Source organism: Comamonas sp. SY3 (assembly GCF_041730275.1).
Taxonomy (GTDB): domain Bacteria; phylum Pseudomonadota; class Gammaproteobacteria; order Burkholderiales; family Burkholderiaceae_C; genus Comamonas; species Comamonas sediminis.
On sequence record NZ_JBGTYN010000005.1, the window covers coordinates 84,940 to 100,718 of the forward strand.

A 15,779-nucleotide genomic window follows, 5' to 3' on the forward strand; every position below is an offset into this window, starting at 1 on the left:
AGACAGGTTTTGGCAAACAACGATCCCTTGCGCGTCGGCATTCTTTTTTCGGAAACTGGCACCACGTCCACCATCGGTCAATCGCAGCTGCAGGGCAGCCTGCTGGCCATCGACGAAATCAACAACGCCGGCGGCGTTCTTGGGCGTGAGCTGGTGGCCGTGCGCTATGACCCGGCGTCCAATCCTGCCGAGTACGCACGCCTGGCCGAGCAGTTGATCATGCACGACCGCGTCAACACCATCTTTGGCTGCTATATGTCCAGCAGCCGCAAGGCCGTGCTGCCCGTGGTCGAGAAATGGAACAAGCTCTTGTTCTACCCCACGCTCTACGAAGGCTTCGAGTTCTCGGCGAACATCATCTACACCGGCGCCGCCCCCAACCAGAACAGCGTGCAGTTGGCCGATTTCATGACCAGCAGCTTTGGTGCGCGTGTGTACCTCATCGGCTCGGACTACATCTACCCGTATGAATCCAACCGCATACTGCGCGAATTGGTTCTGCAGCACCCCGAGGGCGAAATTCTCGGCGAGCGCTACCTGCCGCTGACGGCCACCGAGCAGGACTACCAGACCGTCATGGACGATGTGCGCCAGAAACGCCCTGACTTCATCTTTTCCACGGTGGTCGGCGACTCCACCGCCAAGCTCTACCGCGCCTATGCCGATGCCGGGTTCGACACCAAGGAAATGCCCATTTGCAGCCTCACGACGTCGGAGGCCGAGATCGGACAAATGGGCTTTGACATCGCAGCCGGCCACATCACCTCGGCGCCTTATTTCCAGTCGATCCAGTCTGCTGCCAACCAGCGCTGCCTGGCCCACCTCAAACGGCTGTTCGGCGATGACTGCCGCCCCAATCTGTGCTGGGAAGCCTCCTATTTCCAGATGCACATGTTCGCCAATGCCTTTCGCCGCTCGGGCAGCGACACCATCAGCGAGTTGCTGCCTCACCTGCTGGGCAGCGAGTTTGATGCCCCGCAGGGGCGTGTGCGCATCGATCCCGGCAACCACCACACCTGGGTCTACCCCCGCATTGGCCGGGCCAATGCGCAAGGAGCGTTCAGCATTCTGCGCGAGGCCAAACGCGCGGTATCGCCTGACCCTTATCTGGTCACCCATTCCCTGGGCGACTGGACGGTGAAGACCGAGGTCTGAGCGTGAACCAGCAGCAGCCCCGCGCCACCTCGCAGCACCTCAAAGAGCTGCGGCAACTGAACATCATCCTGATGCACCCCGATGATGCCGATGGCTTGCTGCTGGCCCAGCAGCTCCAGCGTATCGGCTGCCAGGTACGCAGCGTCTGGCCACCGGTGCAGCAGCTGCCGGGCGACCCGGATATCGTGCTGTTGGCGGTACGCCCTGATTTTTTACACCTGCTCATGCCGTGGGCGAGCGGCGAGCAGGCGCCCGCCCTGGTCGCGGTGGTGAACTATGAAAACCCCACCATCGTGTCTGCCGTGCTGGAGCTCAAGGCCCAGGCCGTCCTGCCTTCGCCGATACGCTCCTTTGGCCTGCTCTCCACCTTGGTCGTTGCGCGGCAGATCCACAAGGAGCACCGGCAAATGCAGCAGCACGTGCACAAACTGCAAAACAAGCTGCTGGGCCAACGCCGTGTGACCGACGCCAAAGCCATCCTCATCGCCACCCACCAGGTCAGTGAAGACCGCGCCTACGAAATGCTGCGCGAGCAGGCCATGAAAAAGCGCGTATCCGTCGAAGAGATCGCCCAGGCCATCATCGGCGCGAGCGAATTGTTGGGGATGAAAGGCAAGCCCGAGTAGTTGCAAGCCAAGGTTGTGGGGGGCGTGGAGAAGCCTCGGTCTGCTGCAGAGATGGCCGTGGCCGCATGCCACCTAGGCGAGGCTGACAGCTCGCAGCAGCCCATCTGCCCAGCCCGCCGCCGGCCCATTACAGCACTCGCCGGCTACCGTGTAGAGGCATAGACACAGCCGTTCCTCAACTGCCCCGAAGGGGTGATGCGCTCATTTTTCATCACGCCCTCCAGCAGCATCCCCGCACTGGCGCAGGTCGCACGGCTGCCAGCGTTGTCTTCATCGGTGCGCGCAAACACCCGCCGCGCTTTCAAATGCGTGAACGCCAAGTGCAGGACGGCCGTGACCGCTTCCTTCGCAAATCCGTTTCGGTGCATGCCACTGCGCATCCAAAAACCCATCTCCATGCTGGGAATGTCCCAGCGGATCGTGTGCAGGCCCACGCTGCCGACCAATCGCTGCTGGTGGTCCCACACCAGAAAGGCCAGGCCCGTGCCGTTTTCGCGGTCACGCATGCTGGCCAGGCAGAAGTCTTCAGAGGCGGATGCCGATGGCTCATACAGTGCCCAGGGCAGCGAGGTGGGCCAGGCGCGCAGGCTGTCCAGGCTTTCTACGACGGCAGCGTAAACGGCTTGGCCATCGCCGGGGCCGGCTAGGCGCAAGCTCAGGCGGGGTGTTGGGATGGGGGTGTCGACACTGGTAGGGAACATCGGCGCTTTCATGGGTTGAACAAAGCCGAGCGCAGGGCGCCTGTGGCGCTTCTCAGGCCTTGGATGCCAGCCAGCATAGCCTGTGCGCCGTACCCCAAGCCCCATCCACCCCGGGCAAAAACACACCCCTCCCAGCGACCAAGGGTTAGCACTGAAAGCCATTCAGGCTTTTGTTTGTACTATTTACCTGTCGGCAGGTATGTAGTCCAACACCAAGATCTGGACGGCCGGCCAAAGACACGGTTCATCGCAAAAAAAGAGCTGATCAAGGAGACAACGTGAAATCTGTACGCCCGCATGCATTGCTTTTGTCGTTATTGGCGGCCATGACCGCACCGTCTGCTTCCTGGGCCCAGGTCAGTGATGACGTGGTCCGCATTGGTGTGATGGGGGACCAGACGGGGCCTTACTCGGGCAACGGCGGTCCCGGCCATGCGCTGGCCGTCAAGATGGCGGTCGAGGACTTTGGTGGCAAGGTGCTGGGCAAGCCCATCGAGGTGGTGGTGGCCGATGACCAGAACAAGCCCGACATTGGCCTGAGCATCACCCGCCGCTGGCTGGATGTGGAGAAGTTCGACACGATCGTCGGCAACTCCGCCTCGTCGATCGCGCTGACGGTGGCCCAGCTGATGAAGGAGCGCAGCAAGCCCTACCTGATCGCAGGCACCACGACGGCCGACCTGACGAACAAGGCCTGCTCGCCGATGAATTTCAACTTCGTTGCCGACTCCTACGCGATGCCCAAGGCGGGGGTGAAGGCGCTGCTGAAGCAAGGCGTCAAGAGCTTCTACTTCATCGCGGTCGACTACGCCTTTGGCCAGGCCTACCTGGATGAGGCCACGCGCTTTATCAAAGAAGGTGGCGGCAAGGTGGCCGGGGTCACGCGCCATCCACTGGGCACGGCCGATTTCTCGTCCTACCTGCTGCAGGCGCAGGCCAGCGGTGCCGAGGCGATTGTCATCATCAACGCGGGGCTGGATCTGTCCAACGCACTCAAGCAAGCGGCTGAATACCGCATTGCCCGGGGCGGCCAGAAGGTAGCGGTGTTTGGCATGACGATCAACAGCGTCACCGCCATGGGCCTGGATGTGGCCCAGGGCCTGCAGCTGGCGCTGCCCTTCTACTGGGACCAGAACGACGAGACCCGGGCCTGGTCCAAGCGCTTCATGGCGCGCTACAACAATGGCGCGCCCACCTACCTGATGGCCGGTGCCTACAGCGCCACCACGCACTACCTGCAGGCGGTGCAGGCCGCCGGTACCGACGAGGGCAAGGCCGTGGCGGCCAAGATCCGCGAGCTGCCGGTCAACGACTTCTTCTCCAAGCAGGTCAAGGTGCGGGCCGATGGCCAGGTGCTGCGGCCGCTCTATGCGGTGCAGGTCAAGACCCCGGCGGAGTCCAAGGCCAAGTTCGACTACTACAAGATCATCGGCACCATCGCGCCGGAAGACGCCTGGCGCCCCGCCTCCGAAAGCGTCTGCGACCTGCTCAAGGGGCAGTGATGGGCCGCACCCTCGTCACCGGTGCCGCACGCGGCATTGGCCGCGCCATTGCGCTGCGCCTGGCCCAAGACGCCCTGGACCAGGGCGGTAGGGCGCAGCTGACCCTGCTGGACCAGCATGCGGCCGAGCTGGATGCGCTGGCCGCCGAGCTGCAAGCGCTGGGCGCCCAGGTCCAGGTGCTGGCGGGTGACCTGTCGGGGCTGGACTTTGCCGCCCAGGCGGTGGCTGCTGCCGTGCAGCACTGGGGCGGGCTCGATGGCCTGGTCAGCAATGCCGGCGCGGCCTTTCCCGGGGCTTTGAGCGATTACCCCGTCGCCGACTGGGACCGGACCTTTGCGCTCAATGCCCGTGCGCCGTTGCTGCTGGCCCAGGCCGCCCTGGCGCCGCTGCGTGCCAGTGGCGGCAGCATCGTGGTCATCACCTCGGTATCGGCCAGCCATGCCACACCACCACTGGGCGCCTACAGCGCCAGCAAGGCGGCAGCGCTGATGCTGGTGCGCCAGCTGGCGACCGAGTGGGGGCCGCTGGGTGTCCGCACCAATGCGCTCTCGCCCGGTTTGATTGCCACTCCCGGTACTGCGCTGGCGTATGCCGACCCGGCCGCCAAGGCCCACCGCGAGCAGCGCGTGCCGCTGCGCCGCATTGGTGAGCCCGGCGATATAGCCGGTGCCGTCAGCTTCTTGCTGAGCGATGCGGCCGCCTACATCAACGGCGCCGAGCTGGTGGTGGATGGCGGGCTGGCCCACACGATGATGGCCTCGCTGCCCCAACAGGCCTGGCAGGACCAGGCGGCGCAGCGCCGCTTGCCCCAGGCCGCTGCCGCTGGCTAGGCCGCAGTTGGCCAGCCCATAGCAACAACGTATTGTGTGATGGAGACCTGCCGTGTCTATCTCTCAAAAATTCAAGCGGGCCGCCAGCTGGGGCGTGCTCATCGGCGCCTGGGCCGGGGCGGTGGTGCAGGCGGCGGAGTTCCCTGACAAGCAGGTCACCATCGTCGTGCCCTATGCGGCCGGCGGTTTTACCGACCAGGTGGCCCGCGCCATTGCGCCGGTGCTGGCCGAGAAATGGGGCAAGCCGGTGGTGATCGACAACCGCCCCGGCGGCGGCACCACGATTGGCACGGCCCTGGTCGCCCGGGCCCCCGCCGATGGCCACACCTTGCTGCTGAGCAGCCTGGGCTACCTGACCAACCCGCTGATGATGGCCCGGCTGCCCTATGACCCGCAGGACCTCAAGCCGCTGATGATGGTGTCCGAGTCGCCCAGCGTGCTCTATGTCGGCAAGCAGGTGCCCGCCAACAACCTGGCCGAGTTCGCCAGCTATATGCGCGCCAATGATGGCAAGGTGGCCTTCGCGTCATCGGGCGTGGGCTCCAGCCCGCATATCTGTGCCGAGATGCTGGCCTCGGCCGTGGGCGCGCACATCATCCACGCGCCCTACCGGGGCAATGCGCCGGCCTTGAATGCGTTGATGGCCGGCGAGGTGGCTGCGTTGCTGGATGCACCCAGCTCGGTGAGCTACGTACAGGCCGGGCGCATGAAGGTGCTGGGCGTTGCCAGTGACAAACCCGTGCGCAGCGCACTGCCGCTGACCCCGTTCTCCCAATCGTCGGCACCCGAGCTCAAGCGCTACAGCTGCAGCAGCTTCTTTGGCTTCTTCATGCCCGCCAAGGTGCCCGCAGCCCTGCAGCAGCGCATCTACCGCGTTCTGCGCGCGGTGGTGGAAGTGCCCACGGTGGCCGAGGGCGTCACCCGCCCTGGTGGCGAACTGCACCTGCTCGGCCCCGAAGACTTCACGGCCTACCTGGATGCACAGCGCCCGCGCTGGGCCGCCGTGATCCGAGAAAAGCACATTACCCAGGAATGAGGGCAGGGGGCCCTCAGCCCCTGCCAACCCCTTGTCGTTTGATTTGACCTTGAACCCGGAAACATGACAGCAACCACCGATCCCTATGCCGACTTTCGACAAACCCTGCGCGACTTTGCGCAGCAGCAATGCCCGCCCGCGCTGAAAGCCAAGGTCCGCGCCAACGAGAAGCTGGGCCGCGCCGAGATGAGCGCGTGGGCCAAGATCCTGCAGCGCAAGGGCTGGAGCGCGCCCAATTGGCCGATCGAGTGGGGCGGCACTGGCTGGGACATGCAGCAGCGCTACCTGTTTGAAGAAGTGATGGCGCAGGAAGACTGCCCGCCGCTCTACCACCATGGCATCGGCCATATCGGCCCGGTGATCATGCACTTTGGCACGCCCGCGCAAAAGGAGCGCTACCTGCCACGCATTGTGGACGGCAGCGAATGGTGGTGCCAGGGCTACTCCGAGCCCGGCGCCGGCTCCGACCTGGCCTCGCTGCGCACCGCAGCGGTGCGCGATGGCGATGACTACGTCATCAACGGCCAGAAGATCTGGACCTCCCATGCGCAGGAGGCCGACATGATGTACACCCTCGTGCGCACCTCCAAGGAGGGCAAGAAGCAGGCTGGTATCTCCTTGCTGCTGGTGCCGATGGACACGCCCGGCATCGAGGTGCGCCCCATCCCGACGATTGACCACTGGCACCATGTCAACGAGGTGTTCTTGCGCGATGTGCGCGTGCCCGTGGCCAACCTGATTGGCGAAGAGGGCGGCGGCTGGGCCTGCGCCAAGTTCCTGCTCGACCGCGAGCGCCTGTCGCCGGCCACCGTGCCGCGCCTGGTGCGCCTGCTCGAGCAGATCGAGCAGCCGCTGCGCGAGCGCGGCCGTACGCAACAGGGCGCCAGCCAGCACATGCTGCTGGAGCGTCTGTTCCTGGCGCAGGCGGCTGTGGCTGGCGCCAAGGAGATGCTGATCAGCGCCATCGACGAAGAGATGCAGGGCACCCTGGCCTCGTCCAAATCCTCGGCGCTCAAGCTGTTCTGCTCCGACCTGGCCCAGCAGATCATCGGCATCGCCTTTGACATGAGCCCCGGCTACGCGGCGCGCCTGATTCCAAGCCTGCCCGAGGGCAGCCCCGCCGATGTGGAACTGAAGCGCGAGCTGATCCACACCTACCTCTTCTACCGCTCGCGCACCCTGGCCGGTGGTACCAGCGAAGTACAAAAAAACGTGATTGCACGCGATATCTTTGGAGCCTGACCCATGCCTTTTCAAGCCTCTCCCATGTTTCCGGGCGACCTGTACGACACAACGCTGCGGGTGGCCGCTGATGCCCAGGCGGTGAATGCCGCGCTGACCGAAGCCCAGGCCTCCGACCAGGCCAGTGACAGCTGGCAGCAGTTTTTGGAGCTCGGCTGGCAAGCCGTCCTGGTGCCCGAGGCCAGTGGCGGCGCGGGCTCGACCTTCGCCGATGTGGCCTCCATCGCAGAGGCCGCTGGCCGCTATGGCCTGACCACGCCGCTGGTTGCACGCTGCGCCGTGGTGCCAGCGGTGCTGGGCGCCATCCCCCGCCGCGACGATGTGGCGCAGATGCTGGGGCTGCTGGCCGCTGGTGAAGTCTCGATCGCCCCGGTTTTTACGCATGACGGCAGCTGCAACCTGACGGCGATGGTCGATGCCGAAGGCGTGCAACTGCAGGGCAGCCTGCGCGGCATCGACCTGAGCGAGCCGGCCAGCCATCTGCTCTTCCTGGCCCGCAGCGCTGCTGGCGAAGCCTTGCTGCTGCTGGCCAGCCGCGACCAGCTGGGCGGGAGCCTGCAAAGTTGGGCTGGCCACGATGGCCGCGTGACGGCCGACCTGGCGCTGAAGGCCACGCGCCTGCCCGCCAGCGCCGTGCTGCAACGGGGCCGGGCGGCAGTGGCTGCTGCCGAGCGCGCCGGTACCGTGGGCGCGCTGGTCTGCTGCGCGCAGATCGTAGGCGCCATTGGCGCGATGGTGGAGCAGACCATCGAGTACCTGAACACGCGCCAGCAGTTTGGCGTGCAGTTGTCCACCTTCCAGGCGCTGCGCCACCGCACGGTAGAGATGTATGTGGCCTATGAGAGCGTGCGCGGCATGGTGCGCGAGCGCGTCGTGTCCTTTGACCTGGGGGATGGTGACGCGCATGCAGTGGCGCTGCTCAAGCACTACCTGTCGATCGCGGCCCGCCAGGTGGGCGAGTCGGCGATCCAGCTGCATGGCGGCATTGGCATGTCGCGCGAGCTGCCTGCGGCCCGCCTGGCCATGCATGCGATAGGCTGCAGCCTGCAGTGGGGCGACCGCTACGAGCAGCTCGACAGCCTGGCCGCCGGCATGGCCGCCGAGATCGCGGCTGAAGTCGCTGCTGAATCGGCACCTACCGCCGCCCGCGCCTGAGAGGACCCGCCATGAGCCACGCATCTTCGTCCCTCGACGCCTTGTTCCACCCCCGTTCGGTGGCGCTGGTCGGCGCCTCGTCCGATCCGGAGCGCATTGGCGGCCGGCCGCTGCGCTTCATGCTCGAAGCCGGCTTTGCCGCGCCCATCTACCCGGTCAACCGCAGCGGCGCGCTGATCCAGGGCCTGCAGTCCTACCAAAAGGTGTCGGATATTCCGTTCCCGGTCGACCAGGCCATCATCTGCGTGCCGGTGGCCGGGGTGGAAGAGGCCGTGCGCGATGCCATTGCCAAGGGCGTCAAGGCCATCCAGGTGATGACGGCCGGCTTTGCCGAGATTGATGCAGCCGGCCGCGCGCTGCAGGACCGCATGGTCGGCCTGTGCCGCGCAGCCGGTGTGCGCATGCTGGGCCCCAACTCGCTGGGCCTGCTGAATGTGCCGGCGCGCTTTTTCTCGACCTTCTCGACCTTTCTCAACGGCGCCCAGCCCCGGCCGGGCGCCATCTCGCTGGCCACGCAAAGCGGCGCCTTTGGCTCGGCCGCCTATGGCCTGGCCACCTTGCGTGGCCTGGGTTTCAGCAAGATCATCGCCACCGGCAATGAGGCCGATGTTGATGTGGCCGAGAGCATCGACTACCTGGCCGACGACCCGGACACCCGCATCATCTGCGCGGCGGTCGAATCCTGCCGCGACGGCAACCGCCTGCGCCGCGCCCTGCTCAAGGCGGCCCACGCCGGCAAGCCGGTGCTGATCATGAAGGTAGGGCGCACCGAGCTGGGTGCCGCTGCTGCCTCCACCCATACCGGCTCGCTGGCCGGCAACGACAAGGTCTACGACACGGTGTTCCGCGAATGCGGCGCCCTGCGGCCCGAGTCCATCGAGGAGATGCTGGACATCGCCTACCTCTACACCGTCAGCGGCGTGCTGCCAGCCAATGACGAGCTGGGTGTCTTCACCGGCTCGGGCGGCATCGGCGTGCTGATGGCCGACGAGGCGGGCGCCCAGGGCATGGAGCTTCCACCGTTGCCTGCCCCCGCCCGCGAGGCGACCCTGGCGCTGCTGCCTTTTGCGGTGGCCGCCAACCCGCTGGACATGACGGCCCAGGTCACCTCGGTGGCCAGTGGCACCGCGCGCACGCTGGGTGTGATGCTGGAGCACACACGCTATGGCGCGGTGCTGGGCTACCTGGCCCATGTGGGCCTGTCGCCCGAGCGCTTTGCCAGCACCCAGCAAGAGATTGCCGCGCTGGCCGCGCAGCACCGCGAGCGCCTCACTATCCTGGTGATGCTGGCCTTGCCCCAGGTGCGCAGCGCGCTGGAGCAGCAGGGTGTGGCCGTGTTTGAGGACCCGACCCGCGCCGTGCGCGCCGTTGCCGGCCTGGCCAAGATCCGCCAGCGCAGGCAGACGCTGTACCAGCTGCCCGGCAGCGCGCAGCCTGCCGCGCCCGCGTTGGCGCTGGACGATGTGCATACCGAAAGCGGCGCCAAGCGGGCGCTGTCGGCCGCCGGCCTGCCGGTGCCGCCGGAGTACCTGTGCAGCACCGCTGCCCAGGCGGCCGCAGCAGCGGCAGAAGTCGGTTTCCCGGTGGTGGCCAAGATCGTCTCACCCGACATCGCGCACAAGACCGAGGTCGGCGGCGTGATGCTCAATCTGCAGGATGCCGCTGCCGTCGAACGCGCCTTTGGTACCTTGATGGACCGCGCCCGCACAGCGCGGCCCGATGCCCGCCTGGAGGGCGTGTTGATCGCTCCGATGCTCAGTGGCGGCGTGGAGGTGATCCTGGGCCTGCACCGCGACCCGACCTTTGGCCAGATGGTGATGTATGGCAGCGGCGGCACGGCGGTGGAGCTGTTCCAGGATGTGGCGCTGGCATCGGCGCCGCTGACCACAGCCCGCGCCCAGGCGCTGGTCGATGCGGTGCGCTCCAGCCAGCTGCTGCGCGGCTGGCGCGGCGGCCCGAAGTATGACGAAGCCGCACTGGTGCAGGCGCTGTGCCGGCTGTCGGAGTTTGCGGTGCAGCATGCCGACAGCATCCAGAGCGTGGACATCAACCCGCTGATGGTGCGCACCCAGGGTGCTATGTGCCTGGATGCGGTGATCGAGCTGCCCGCGCAGGAGGAACAGCCATGAGCAGCGAAGCACGGCTGGCCCAACTGGAGGCGCGGCTCCAGGCCCTGAGCGACCGCGAGGCGATCCGCGAAGCCCTCTACTCCTACTGCCGGGGCATTGACCGGGGCGACGAAGCGGCCCTGCGCGCCGCCTACTGGCCCGATGCCACGGACCGACATGGCGCCTACCAGGGCAGTGCGGAAGGCTTTATCCAGGCAGCGCTGCCCCAGCTGGCCAAGGGGCGCTACATCCACAACATCGCCAACCTGTCCATCCACCTGAACGGCGATGCCGCAGCGGTGGAGGCGTATTTTCTGGCCTACCAGACGGACACCGATGCCGCTGGCGCGCCGCGCGCCACTTTCTTGTGCGGCCGCTATGTCGATCTGTTCACCTGCCGCGCCACGGCCACCGCCGCGCGCGAATGGCGGGTGGCCAAGCGCGTGGTGGTCTACGACTGGCAGGACATCTGGGCCGCGCCCACGCAGGACGAAGCCACGCGCTTTGGCCGGCGCCTGCCTATTGGCGCCAGGGCGCCTGACGACCCCTGGTACGCGTTGATGCGCGAGGTGGCCATGCCCGCTAGCCCATAGCCGCGCCGCTAACCGCGCTCCATCTGGCGGATCGCGTCCGCCCCTTCTGCCCCTGCATCTGACTGCAGGGACTTTCTTTCTCACTGCGTACCTAGCGCGGTGCGGATCTGCTCGGTCTAAAAAACAGCAAAGCGTTTTCACCGTGGTCGTGCATGGGGCCAGGCCCGACCACGTCTTTCCAAAAGTACTACAGGAGACAAACCATGAAAGCCAACAAGCCCAGACTTCATCCGCTGCTTGCAGCACTCATCGCTACCACGGCGGCCGGGGGCGCAGCGGCGCAAACCGCGCAGACCCAGGAGCTTAAGCAGATTACCTCGCCAGCCGGGGGGCTGGCGCTGGGCAGCAGCAGCTCGGTGCAGGTCTATGGCCTGATCGACAGCAGCGTGGCCAGCGTATCGATGCAAGGCCAGCGCGCCACCAAGCTGGAAAGCGGCCACATGATGGGCTCGCGCCTGGGCTTCAAGGGCAGCGAGGACTTGGGCGGCGGCCTGCGCGCCAACTTCCAGCTGGAGATGGGTATCAACACCTCCAACGGCGCGCAGCAGCAAAACCAGGGCTTTGGCGCCAAGGCCTTTGGCCGGGGCTCGCTGATCAGCCTGACCGGCAACTTTGGCGAGCTGCGCATGGGCCGTACCCTGGCATCGCTGCCGACCGAGGTGCAGGCCGTGGGTGACCCCTTTGGCCTGGGCGGCGGCGGCAACCTGCAGGGCATCCAGCCATCGCCCGGCCGGCAGAACAACAACATCCTCTACCAGAGCCCGTCGATCGGTGGCTTTATCGGCAAGGCGGCCTACACCATCAGCGAGTACACGCGCCAGAACATCGACATCGAGCACCGTGCCCACCAGTACACCCTGGCGCTGTTCTACAAGAACGATGCCTGGAGCGCAGCGGTATCGGCCACGCGCATGACCAACCCCACCGATGGATCGGCGACGCGCTATTTCAACTCGGCGCTGGCCTATGACTTCAAGGCCTTCAAGCTGTTTGGCTCGTTTGCCACCTTCAAGAACCCCGGCGCGGCCATCACGCCGACCGTGAACACCGGCCTGGACAACAGCGGCCAGCTCGCCGGCTTCCCCTCGGTCGGCTACTACGAAGGCCAGGACGACCGCAGCTTCTCGATCGGCGCCTCGGTCAAGCTCGGCCCTGGCACCTTGCTGCTCAACGCCATCGACCTGAACGACACCGGCCCGCTGAACCGCGATGCGCGCCAGTACGGCGTGGCCTACCTGTACCCCATGTCCAAGCGCACTACCTTGTACACCGACTATGGCTATGTGAAGAACAAGAACGGTGCTGGCTACACCTTGACCGGCGCGGTGACCGCTGCGGGCTTTACCAACAATGGCAACAGCAATGCCTACCGGGTGGGCATCATCCACAGCTTCTAACGGCAGGCGAAAGCAACAAGGCCCAGGCGTTTGCAGCGCCTGGGCCCTTTTTATGGGGAGTAGCTTTAGCGTGTTGGATTGCTAGCCAGCAGCCCCTGGAAAATCATGTCAATGTACTGCTGCACCACCTGGCGGGTGCTGAGCCGCCCGGTGGGCGAGTGCCAGCGGGGCAGCTGGTTCAGCACGGCCAGCAGCATGCGGCTGGCAATAGTGGGGTCCACCTTCTGGAACACCTGGCTGTCCACAGCTTGCTGGATCGCGTCGCGCAGCAGTTTTTCATACTGGTCACGCAGGGCCAGGTTCTCGGTACGGGGCTTGGCATTGTCGCCAAACCAGAACATGTTGGAGCCGGCGATCCAGGAGTCGCGGTTGCGCTCCATATAGTCTGCCGAGGACAGCATGAACTCGCGCACCTTGGCTTCGGGGCTGGTCACCTTGCCCATGGCGGCAGACACGTAGTTGACGAGGGTGCGCATGCCATCGACCAGGATGCTTTCGTAGAGCGCATCCTTGTTGGGGAAGTGGTAGTACAGCGCGGCCTTGGTGATCTGGGCCTCTTCAGCAATGTCGCGCAGCGAGGTGCCGTCAAAGCCCTTGGTGGCAAACAGCCGCATCGCTATTTCTATCAGTTGCTCTTTCCGGTCTTCCACACGCATGCGCGTGCTGCTGCCTTCTTCGGGGGCGTCGGAGGTTTTCGTCGTGTTTTTTTGCATAGTCACCAAAATTTATGTGCGCTGATATCGCCCGGGAGACGGCCGATCCGCACCCGGCGGCTTGTGGCTTCTGGGCGGTGGCACCATCATAGTTCAACGAAAATCATCCATCCACCGGGCCCAGCCCGACGCTGTCGGGAGGGGGCGCAAAGGCTGCGTTGCCCCGGTGTTGTAGCCCAGGGGCGGCAGCCATCGATGATTCTCGGCACGTGGGATTGAGAGCCGCTAACAGGACCCAGCAAACGGAAGGTTTGCGATGGAAGCTCGCCGCCCCCGGCAAGGCAGGGCGCAGCCGGCGAGGCAATAACCTATCAAGGCTTGTGTCAGCGGCTCTTAGCGGCTCCCGGCTGGTCTCAGCGGCCCTTGTAGACCGGCTCGCGCTTTTCCAAAAATGCCTGCTGCGCCTCGCGCGTGTCTTCCGTCTTGGACAGCGCCACGGTGTTGCCTTGCTCGTAGCGGTAGGCATCACGCGTGGGCATCAGCAGGGTCATGCGCGCAGCCTCCTTGGCCAGGCGCAAGGCAATAGGGCTCTTGGAGGCAATCTCGCGCGCCATCTCCATCGCATAGGGCATCAGCTGGTCGGCGGGCAGGCAGGCCTCGATCAGGCCCAGGCGGTACATCTCTTGCGCCGACACCTTCATGCCGGTAAAGAACATGCGGCGTGCGCGCGACTGGCTGAAATAGCGCTGCAGGAAGGTGACACCCCCCGCCAGGCCCACATTGATTTCAGGCATCGAGAAATAGGCATCTTCCGAGGCCACCCAGATGTCCGAAGCCATCACCAGCCCAAAGCCAGCCCCCAGCGCTGGCCCATTGATCGCCGCAATGATGGGCTTGGAGCATTCCATGATCGCGTTGTTCGACTCGCGCACCAGGCGGTTGTGGCGGCCATAGGCACCGGGCTCACCCGCCAGGTTGGGGCGCTCGCGAATGTCGGCACCGGCCGAGAACACCTTGCCCGTGCCGGTGAGCACGATGCAGGCTACATCGTCGCGGTCAGACAGCTCGTCAAACAGCTCCATGATCTCGTTGCGGAACTCCTTGTTCTGCGCGTTGACGGGCGGGCGGTTGAGGGTGACAACGGCAATCTTGTCCTTGATGTCGACGATGAGCGTGTTGTAGGCCATGCAGGGTCTCCTGGTTGAATACTAGTAATTTACCGGTCGGCAAGTAAATATTAGCGAATAACGGCGGAGGGCTCAAGCGGGTTGGTACGGGGGAGGGGTGGGGGTGTCGCTCAGGTGATTGGGGTCACTGCAGGAGGGGCAAAGCAGGGTGTCGTCTGGGTGGCTATGCGCGCCAACGCTTGAAGATATTTGATTTTTTTCGCGCCATGATTTGAACTGGACGTATGCGCGTTTAGAGGCTTCAGGGAACTCGCATTCGTCGTTGGCACGCTAGTGTCCGCAGCTAGTTTGCGGTGTTCTAAGTACATTCGTGGGCCATAAGTGGCCCTGTAAGTCATGGCTGCTGGAGGCCGCTTCAGGCTGGATGCAGCCGCTGAGATTTGGCAAGCCTTTGACCGCTGCCGCCAATACCAGACGTTGACCTTCTATCTGACTAGACGTCTGCTGTGTACCTCAAACCGGTAGGTGGCTGCATCGGAGTGCGCCAGACAACATGAACGACAGCTCTTCTAAGCTGCGAACTGGTGCTACCGACCCGGAGCAGCCGGTTAAGGCAAAGCTACAAAGCCGTCATCTACCGATGTACGGAACCCATGGCATGGCCCCACTACGTGCGCAAGCTATAGTGTTTGGAACGAATGTGCTCACGGCCATGATTCAGCAACCGTGCGGCGCGTAACACAGGAAGGGCGACGGGTTTCATGGCTGAATTTATTATTTCAGAATGCACGCGACAAAAGTAAGCTACAAGCCCCTTGCAGCACTTTTCACGTGCCGATTTAGTGCGGCTAACACGACTGGCCGAAACTTGGACCAAGAGCGGTACGCTTGATAGCTCATGTCCTGACGCCCTGTTAGCAAAGAGCTGTGGCAACAACTGCCGCCCCTGATTCCTGCCTTCACGGCCTCAGCCGAGGGAGGACCGCGCCGCTGCAAGTGCCCAGCCCTCGGGGGGCCTGGAAACGTATCGAGGCAAGCTCGGCACCAAGCGGCACATGGTCGTAGACGCCTGGGGTATTCCTTTGGTGATGCTGGTCAGTGGCGCCAGTCGGCACGACTCCATGATGTTCGAAAAGTGCATCGATGCACTCCCAGCAGTCAAGGGACTGCGCGGAAGGCCGCGGCGCTGGCCCTCGAAGCTGCATGCGGACAAGGGCTATAGCTACGCGAGATGCCGAGCGCACCTGCGCAGCCATGGCATATCAAGCAGGATTGCCAGGCGGGGCATCGAAAGCAGCAAGCGCCTGGGTAAACATCGCTGGATGGTGGAGAGAACCCATGCATGGTTTGCCGGCTTTGGCAAGCTGCGTATCCGCTTCGAGCGTAGGCTGGACATCCACCACGCACCGCTCATGTTGGCCGCTGCCATCATTTGTTCGCGATTCGTCGAACAGTTGTATTAGCCGGTCTAAGCATATGTGTTGGCAATTTGCACAGGCCTTCCTCAGCATCTTTCTCGCCTTCTGCTCTTTATCGCAATCAAGTGGCTTCGCGGCCCCTTGGGTTGCACCATGGTTGCCCCCCTGCATACCAGCAAGGCCGGGGAGCTTGTTTAGACGCATATCCTGCCAAATCAGGCCTGACTCAAATTGAG

The 15,779-nt window shown here is 64.6% G+C and carries 13 protein-coding genes and 1 pseudogene; 11 read left to right on the plus strand and 3 right to left on the minus strand.

Translation table 11 applies throughout. The features are described 5' to 3' along the window. Positions 1–9 precede the first annotated feature (9 nt). Positions 10–1,155 carry a transporter substrate-binding domain-containing protein gene (locus ACCQ08_RS08655; RefSeq protein WP_373449510.1) on the plus strand — a complete coding sequence of 382 codons (1,146 nt, stop codon included), beginning with the start codon at positions 10–12 and terminating at the stop codon, positions 1,153–1,155. A gap of 2 nt (positions 1,156–1,157) precedes the next feature. After that, a complete protein-coding gene (locus tag ACCQ08_RS08660; protein WP_239812571.1) occupies positions 1,158–1,781 on the plus strand; it encodes an ANTAR domain-containing response regulator in 624 nt (207 codons plus the stop codon). 143 nt (positions 1,782–1,924) lie between these two features. Here the strand turns inward: ACCQ08_RS08660 and ACCQ08_RS08665 are convergent, their stop codons facing one another. Further along, the gene (locus ACCQ08_RS08665) at positions 1,925–2,482 is read right to left on the minus strand and encodes a GNAT family N-acetyltransferase (RefSeq protein ID WP_373449511.1); all 558 of its coding nucleotides are present in this window, start codon (positions 2,480–2,482) and stop codon (positions 1,925–1,927) included. 326 nt (positions 2,483–2,808) lie between these two features. On the opposite strand from ACCQ08_RS08665, the gene ACCQ08_RS08670 reads away from it, so the two are divergent. The 8 genes from ACCQ08_RS08670 (at position 2,809) to ACCQ08_RS08705 (ending at position 12,345) form a co-directional block, all read left to right on the plus strand. Beyond that, positions 2,809–3,984, plus strand: coding sequence for an ABC transporter substrate-binding protein (locus tag ACCQ08_RS08670; RefSeq protein WP_373449512.1), 1,176 nt, complete (start codon positions 2,809–2,811; stop codon positions 3,982–3,984). Then, positions 3,984–4,814: an SDR family NAD(P)-dependent oxidoreductase gene (locus tag ACCQ08_RS08675; protein WP_373449513.1), complete on the plus strand. Its 831-nt coding sequence runs from the start codon at positions 3,984–3,986 to the stop codon at positions 4,812–4,814. Before ACCQ08_RS08670 ends, ACCQ08_RS08675 begins: the two co-directional genes overlap by 1 nt. A gap of 52 nt (positions 4,815–4,866) precedes the next feature. Continuing rightward, positions 4,867–5,850: a Bug family tripartite tricarboxylate transporter substrate binding protein gene (locus ACCQ08_RS08680; protein WP_373449514.1), complete on the plus strand. Its 984-nt coding sequence runs from the start codon at positions 4,867–4,869 to the stop codon at positions 5,848–5,850. 63 nt (positions 5,851–5,913) lie between these two features. Next, positions 5,914–7,092 (plus strand): acyl-CoA dehydrogenase family protein, encoded by a 1,179-nt coding sequence (locus ACCQ08_RS08685; RefSeq protein WP_373449515.1) that lies wholly within the window; start codon positions 5,914–5,916, stop codon positions 7,090–7,092. Positions 7,093–7,095: 3 nt separating this feature from the next. Further along, the gene (locus tag ACCQ08_RS08690; protein ID WP_373449516.1) at positions 7,096–8,247 is read left to right on the plus strand and encodes an acyl-CoA dehydrogenase family protein; all 1,152 of its coding nucleotides are present in this window, start codon (positions 7,096–7,098) and stop codon (positions 8,245–8,247) included. Positions 8,248–8,258: 11 nt separating this feature from the next. Next, positions 8,259–10,376 (plus strand): acetate--CoA ligase family protein, encoded by a 2,118-nt coding sequence (locus ACCQ08_RS08695; RefSeq protein ID WP_373449517.1) that lies wholly within the window; start codon positions 8,259–8,261, stop codon positions 10,374–10,376. Further along, positions 10,373–10,948: a nuclear transport factor 2 family protein gene (locus ACCQ08_RS08700; protein WP_182327816.1), complete on the plus strand. Its 576-nt coding sequence runs from the start codon at positions 10,373–10,375 to the stop codon at positions 10,946–10,948. The genes ACCQ08_RS08695 and ACCQ08_RS08700 overlap by 4 nt, the downstream gene beginning before the upstream one ends. 203 nt (positions 10,949–11,151) lie before the next feature. Beyond that, positions 11,152–12,345 carry a porin gene (locus ACCQ08_RS08705; RefSeq protein WP_312415675.1) on the plus strand — a complete coding sequence of 398 codons (1,194 nt, stop codon included), beginning with the start codon at positions 11,152–11,154 and terminating at the stop codon, positions 12,343–12,345. Between the two features lie 65 nt (positions 12,346–12,410). On the opposite strand, the gene ACCQ08_RS08710 is transcribed toward ACCQ08_RS08705, so the two are convergent. Both ACCQ08_RS08710 and ACCQ08_RS08715 read right to left on the minus strand, forming a co-directional pair. Then, on the minus strand, positions 12,411–13,058 hold the full coding sequence (locus tag ACCQ08_RS08710; protein WP_373449633.1) for a TetR/AcrR family transcriptional regulator: 648 nt from the start codon (positions 13,056–13,058) through the stop codon (positions 12,411–12,413). A gap of 353 nt (positions 13,059–13,411) precedes the next feature. Then, positions 13,412–14,185 carry an enoyl-CoA hydratase/isomerase family protein gene (locus ACCQ08_RS08715; protein WP_021028139.1) on the minus strand — a complete coding sequence of 258 codons (774 nt, stop codon included), beginning with the start codon at positions 14,183–14,185 and terminating at the stop codon, positions 13,412–13,414. Positions 14,186–15,114: 929 nt separating this feature from the next. Here ACCQ08_RS08715 and ACCQ08_RS08720 point away from each other — a divergent pair. Further along, a pseudogene (locus ACCQ08_RS08720) lies at positions 15,115–15,588 on the plus strand (IS5 family transposase); the annotation flags it as partial. Between the last annotated feature and the right edge of the window lie 191 nt (positions 15,589–15,779).

What these genes read in the sequence shown, in the direction of transcription:
- ACCQ08_RS08665 (WP_373449511.1), bottom strand. Translation starts at nt 2,482, where the DNA reads ATGTTCCCTACCAGTGTCGACACCCCCATCCCAACACCCCGCCTGAGC.
- ACCQ08_RS08670 (WP_373449512.1), top strand. Translation starts at nt 2,809, where the DNA reads ATGACCGCACCGTCTGCTTCCTGGGCCCAGGTCAGTGATGACGTGGTC.
- ACCQ08_RS08675 (WP_373449513.1), top strand. Translation starts at nt 3,984, where the DNA reads ATGGGCCGCACCCTCGTCACCGGTGCCGCACGCGGCATTGGCCGCGCC.
- ACCQ08_RS08685 (WP_373449515.1), top strand. Translation starts at nt 5,914, where the DNA reads ATGACAGCAACCACCGATCCCTATGCCGACTTTCGACAAACCCTGCGC.
- ACCQ08_RS08690 (WP_373449516.1), top strand. Translation starts at nt 7,096, where the DNA reads ATGCCTTTTCAAGCCTCTCCCATGTTTCCGGGCGACCTGTACGACACA.
- ACCQ08_RS08695 (WP_373449517.1), top strand. Translation starts at nt 8,259, where the DNA reads ATGAGCCACGCATCTTCGTCCCTCGACGCCTTGTTCCACCCCCGTTCG.
- ACCQ08_RS08700 (WP_182327816.1), top strand. Translation starts at nt 10,373, where the DNA reads ATGAGCAGCGAAGCACGGCTGGCCCAACTGGAGGCGCGGCTCCAGGCC.
- ACCQ08_RS08705 (WP_312415675.1), top strand. Translation starts at nt 11,152, where the DNA reads ATGAAAGCCAACAAGCCCAGACTTCATCCGCTGCTTGCAGCACTCATC.
- ACCQ08_RS08710 (WP_373449633.1), bottom strand. Translation starts at nt 13,058, where the DNA reads ATGCAAAAAAACACGACGAAAACCTCCGACGCCCCCGAAGAAGGCAGC.
- ACCQ08_RS08715 (WP_021028139.1), bottom strand. Translation starts at nt 14,185, where the DNA reads ATGGCCTACAACACGCTCATCGTCGACATCAAGGACAAGATTGCCGTT.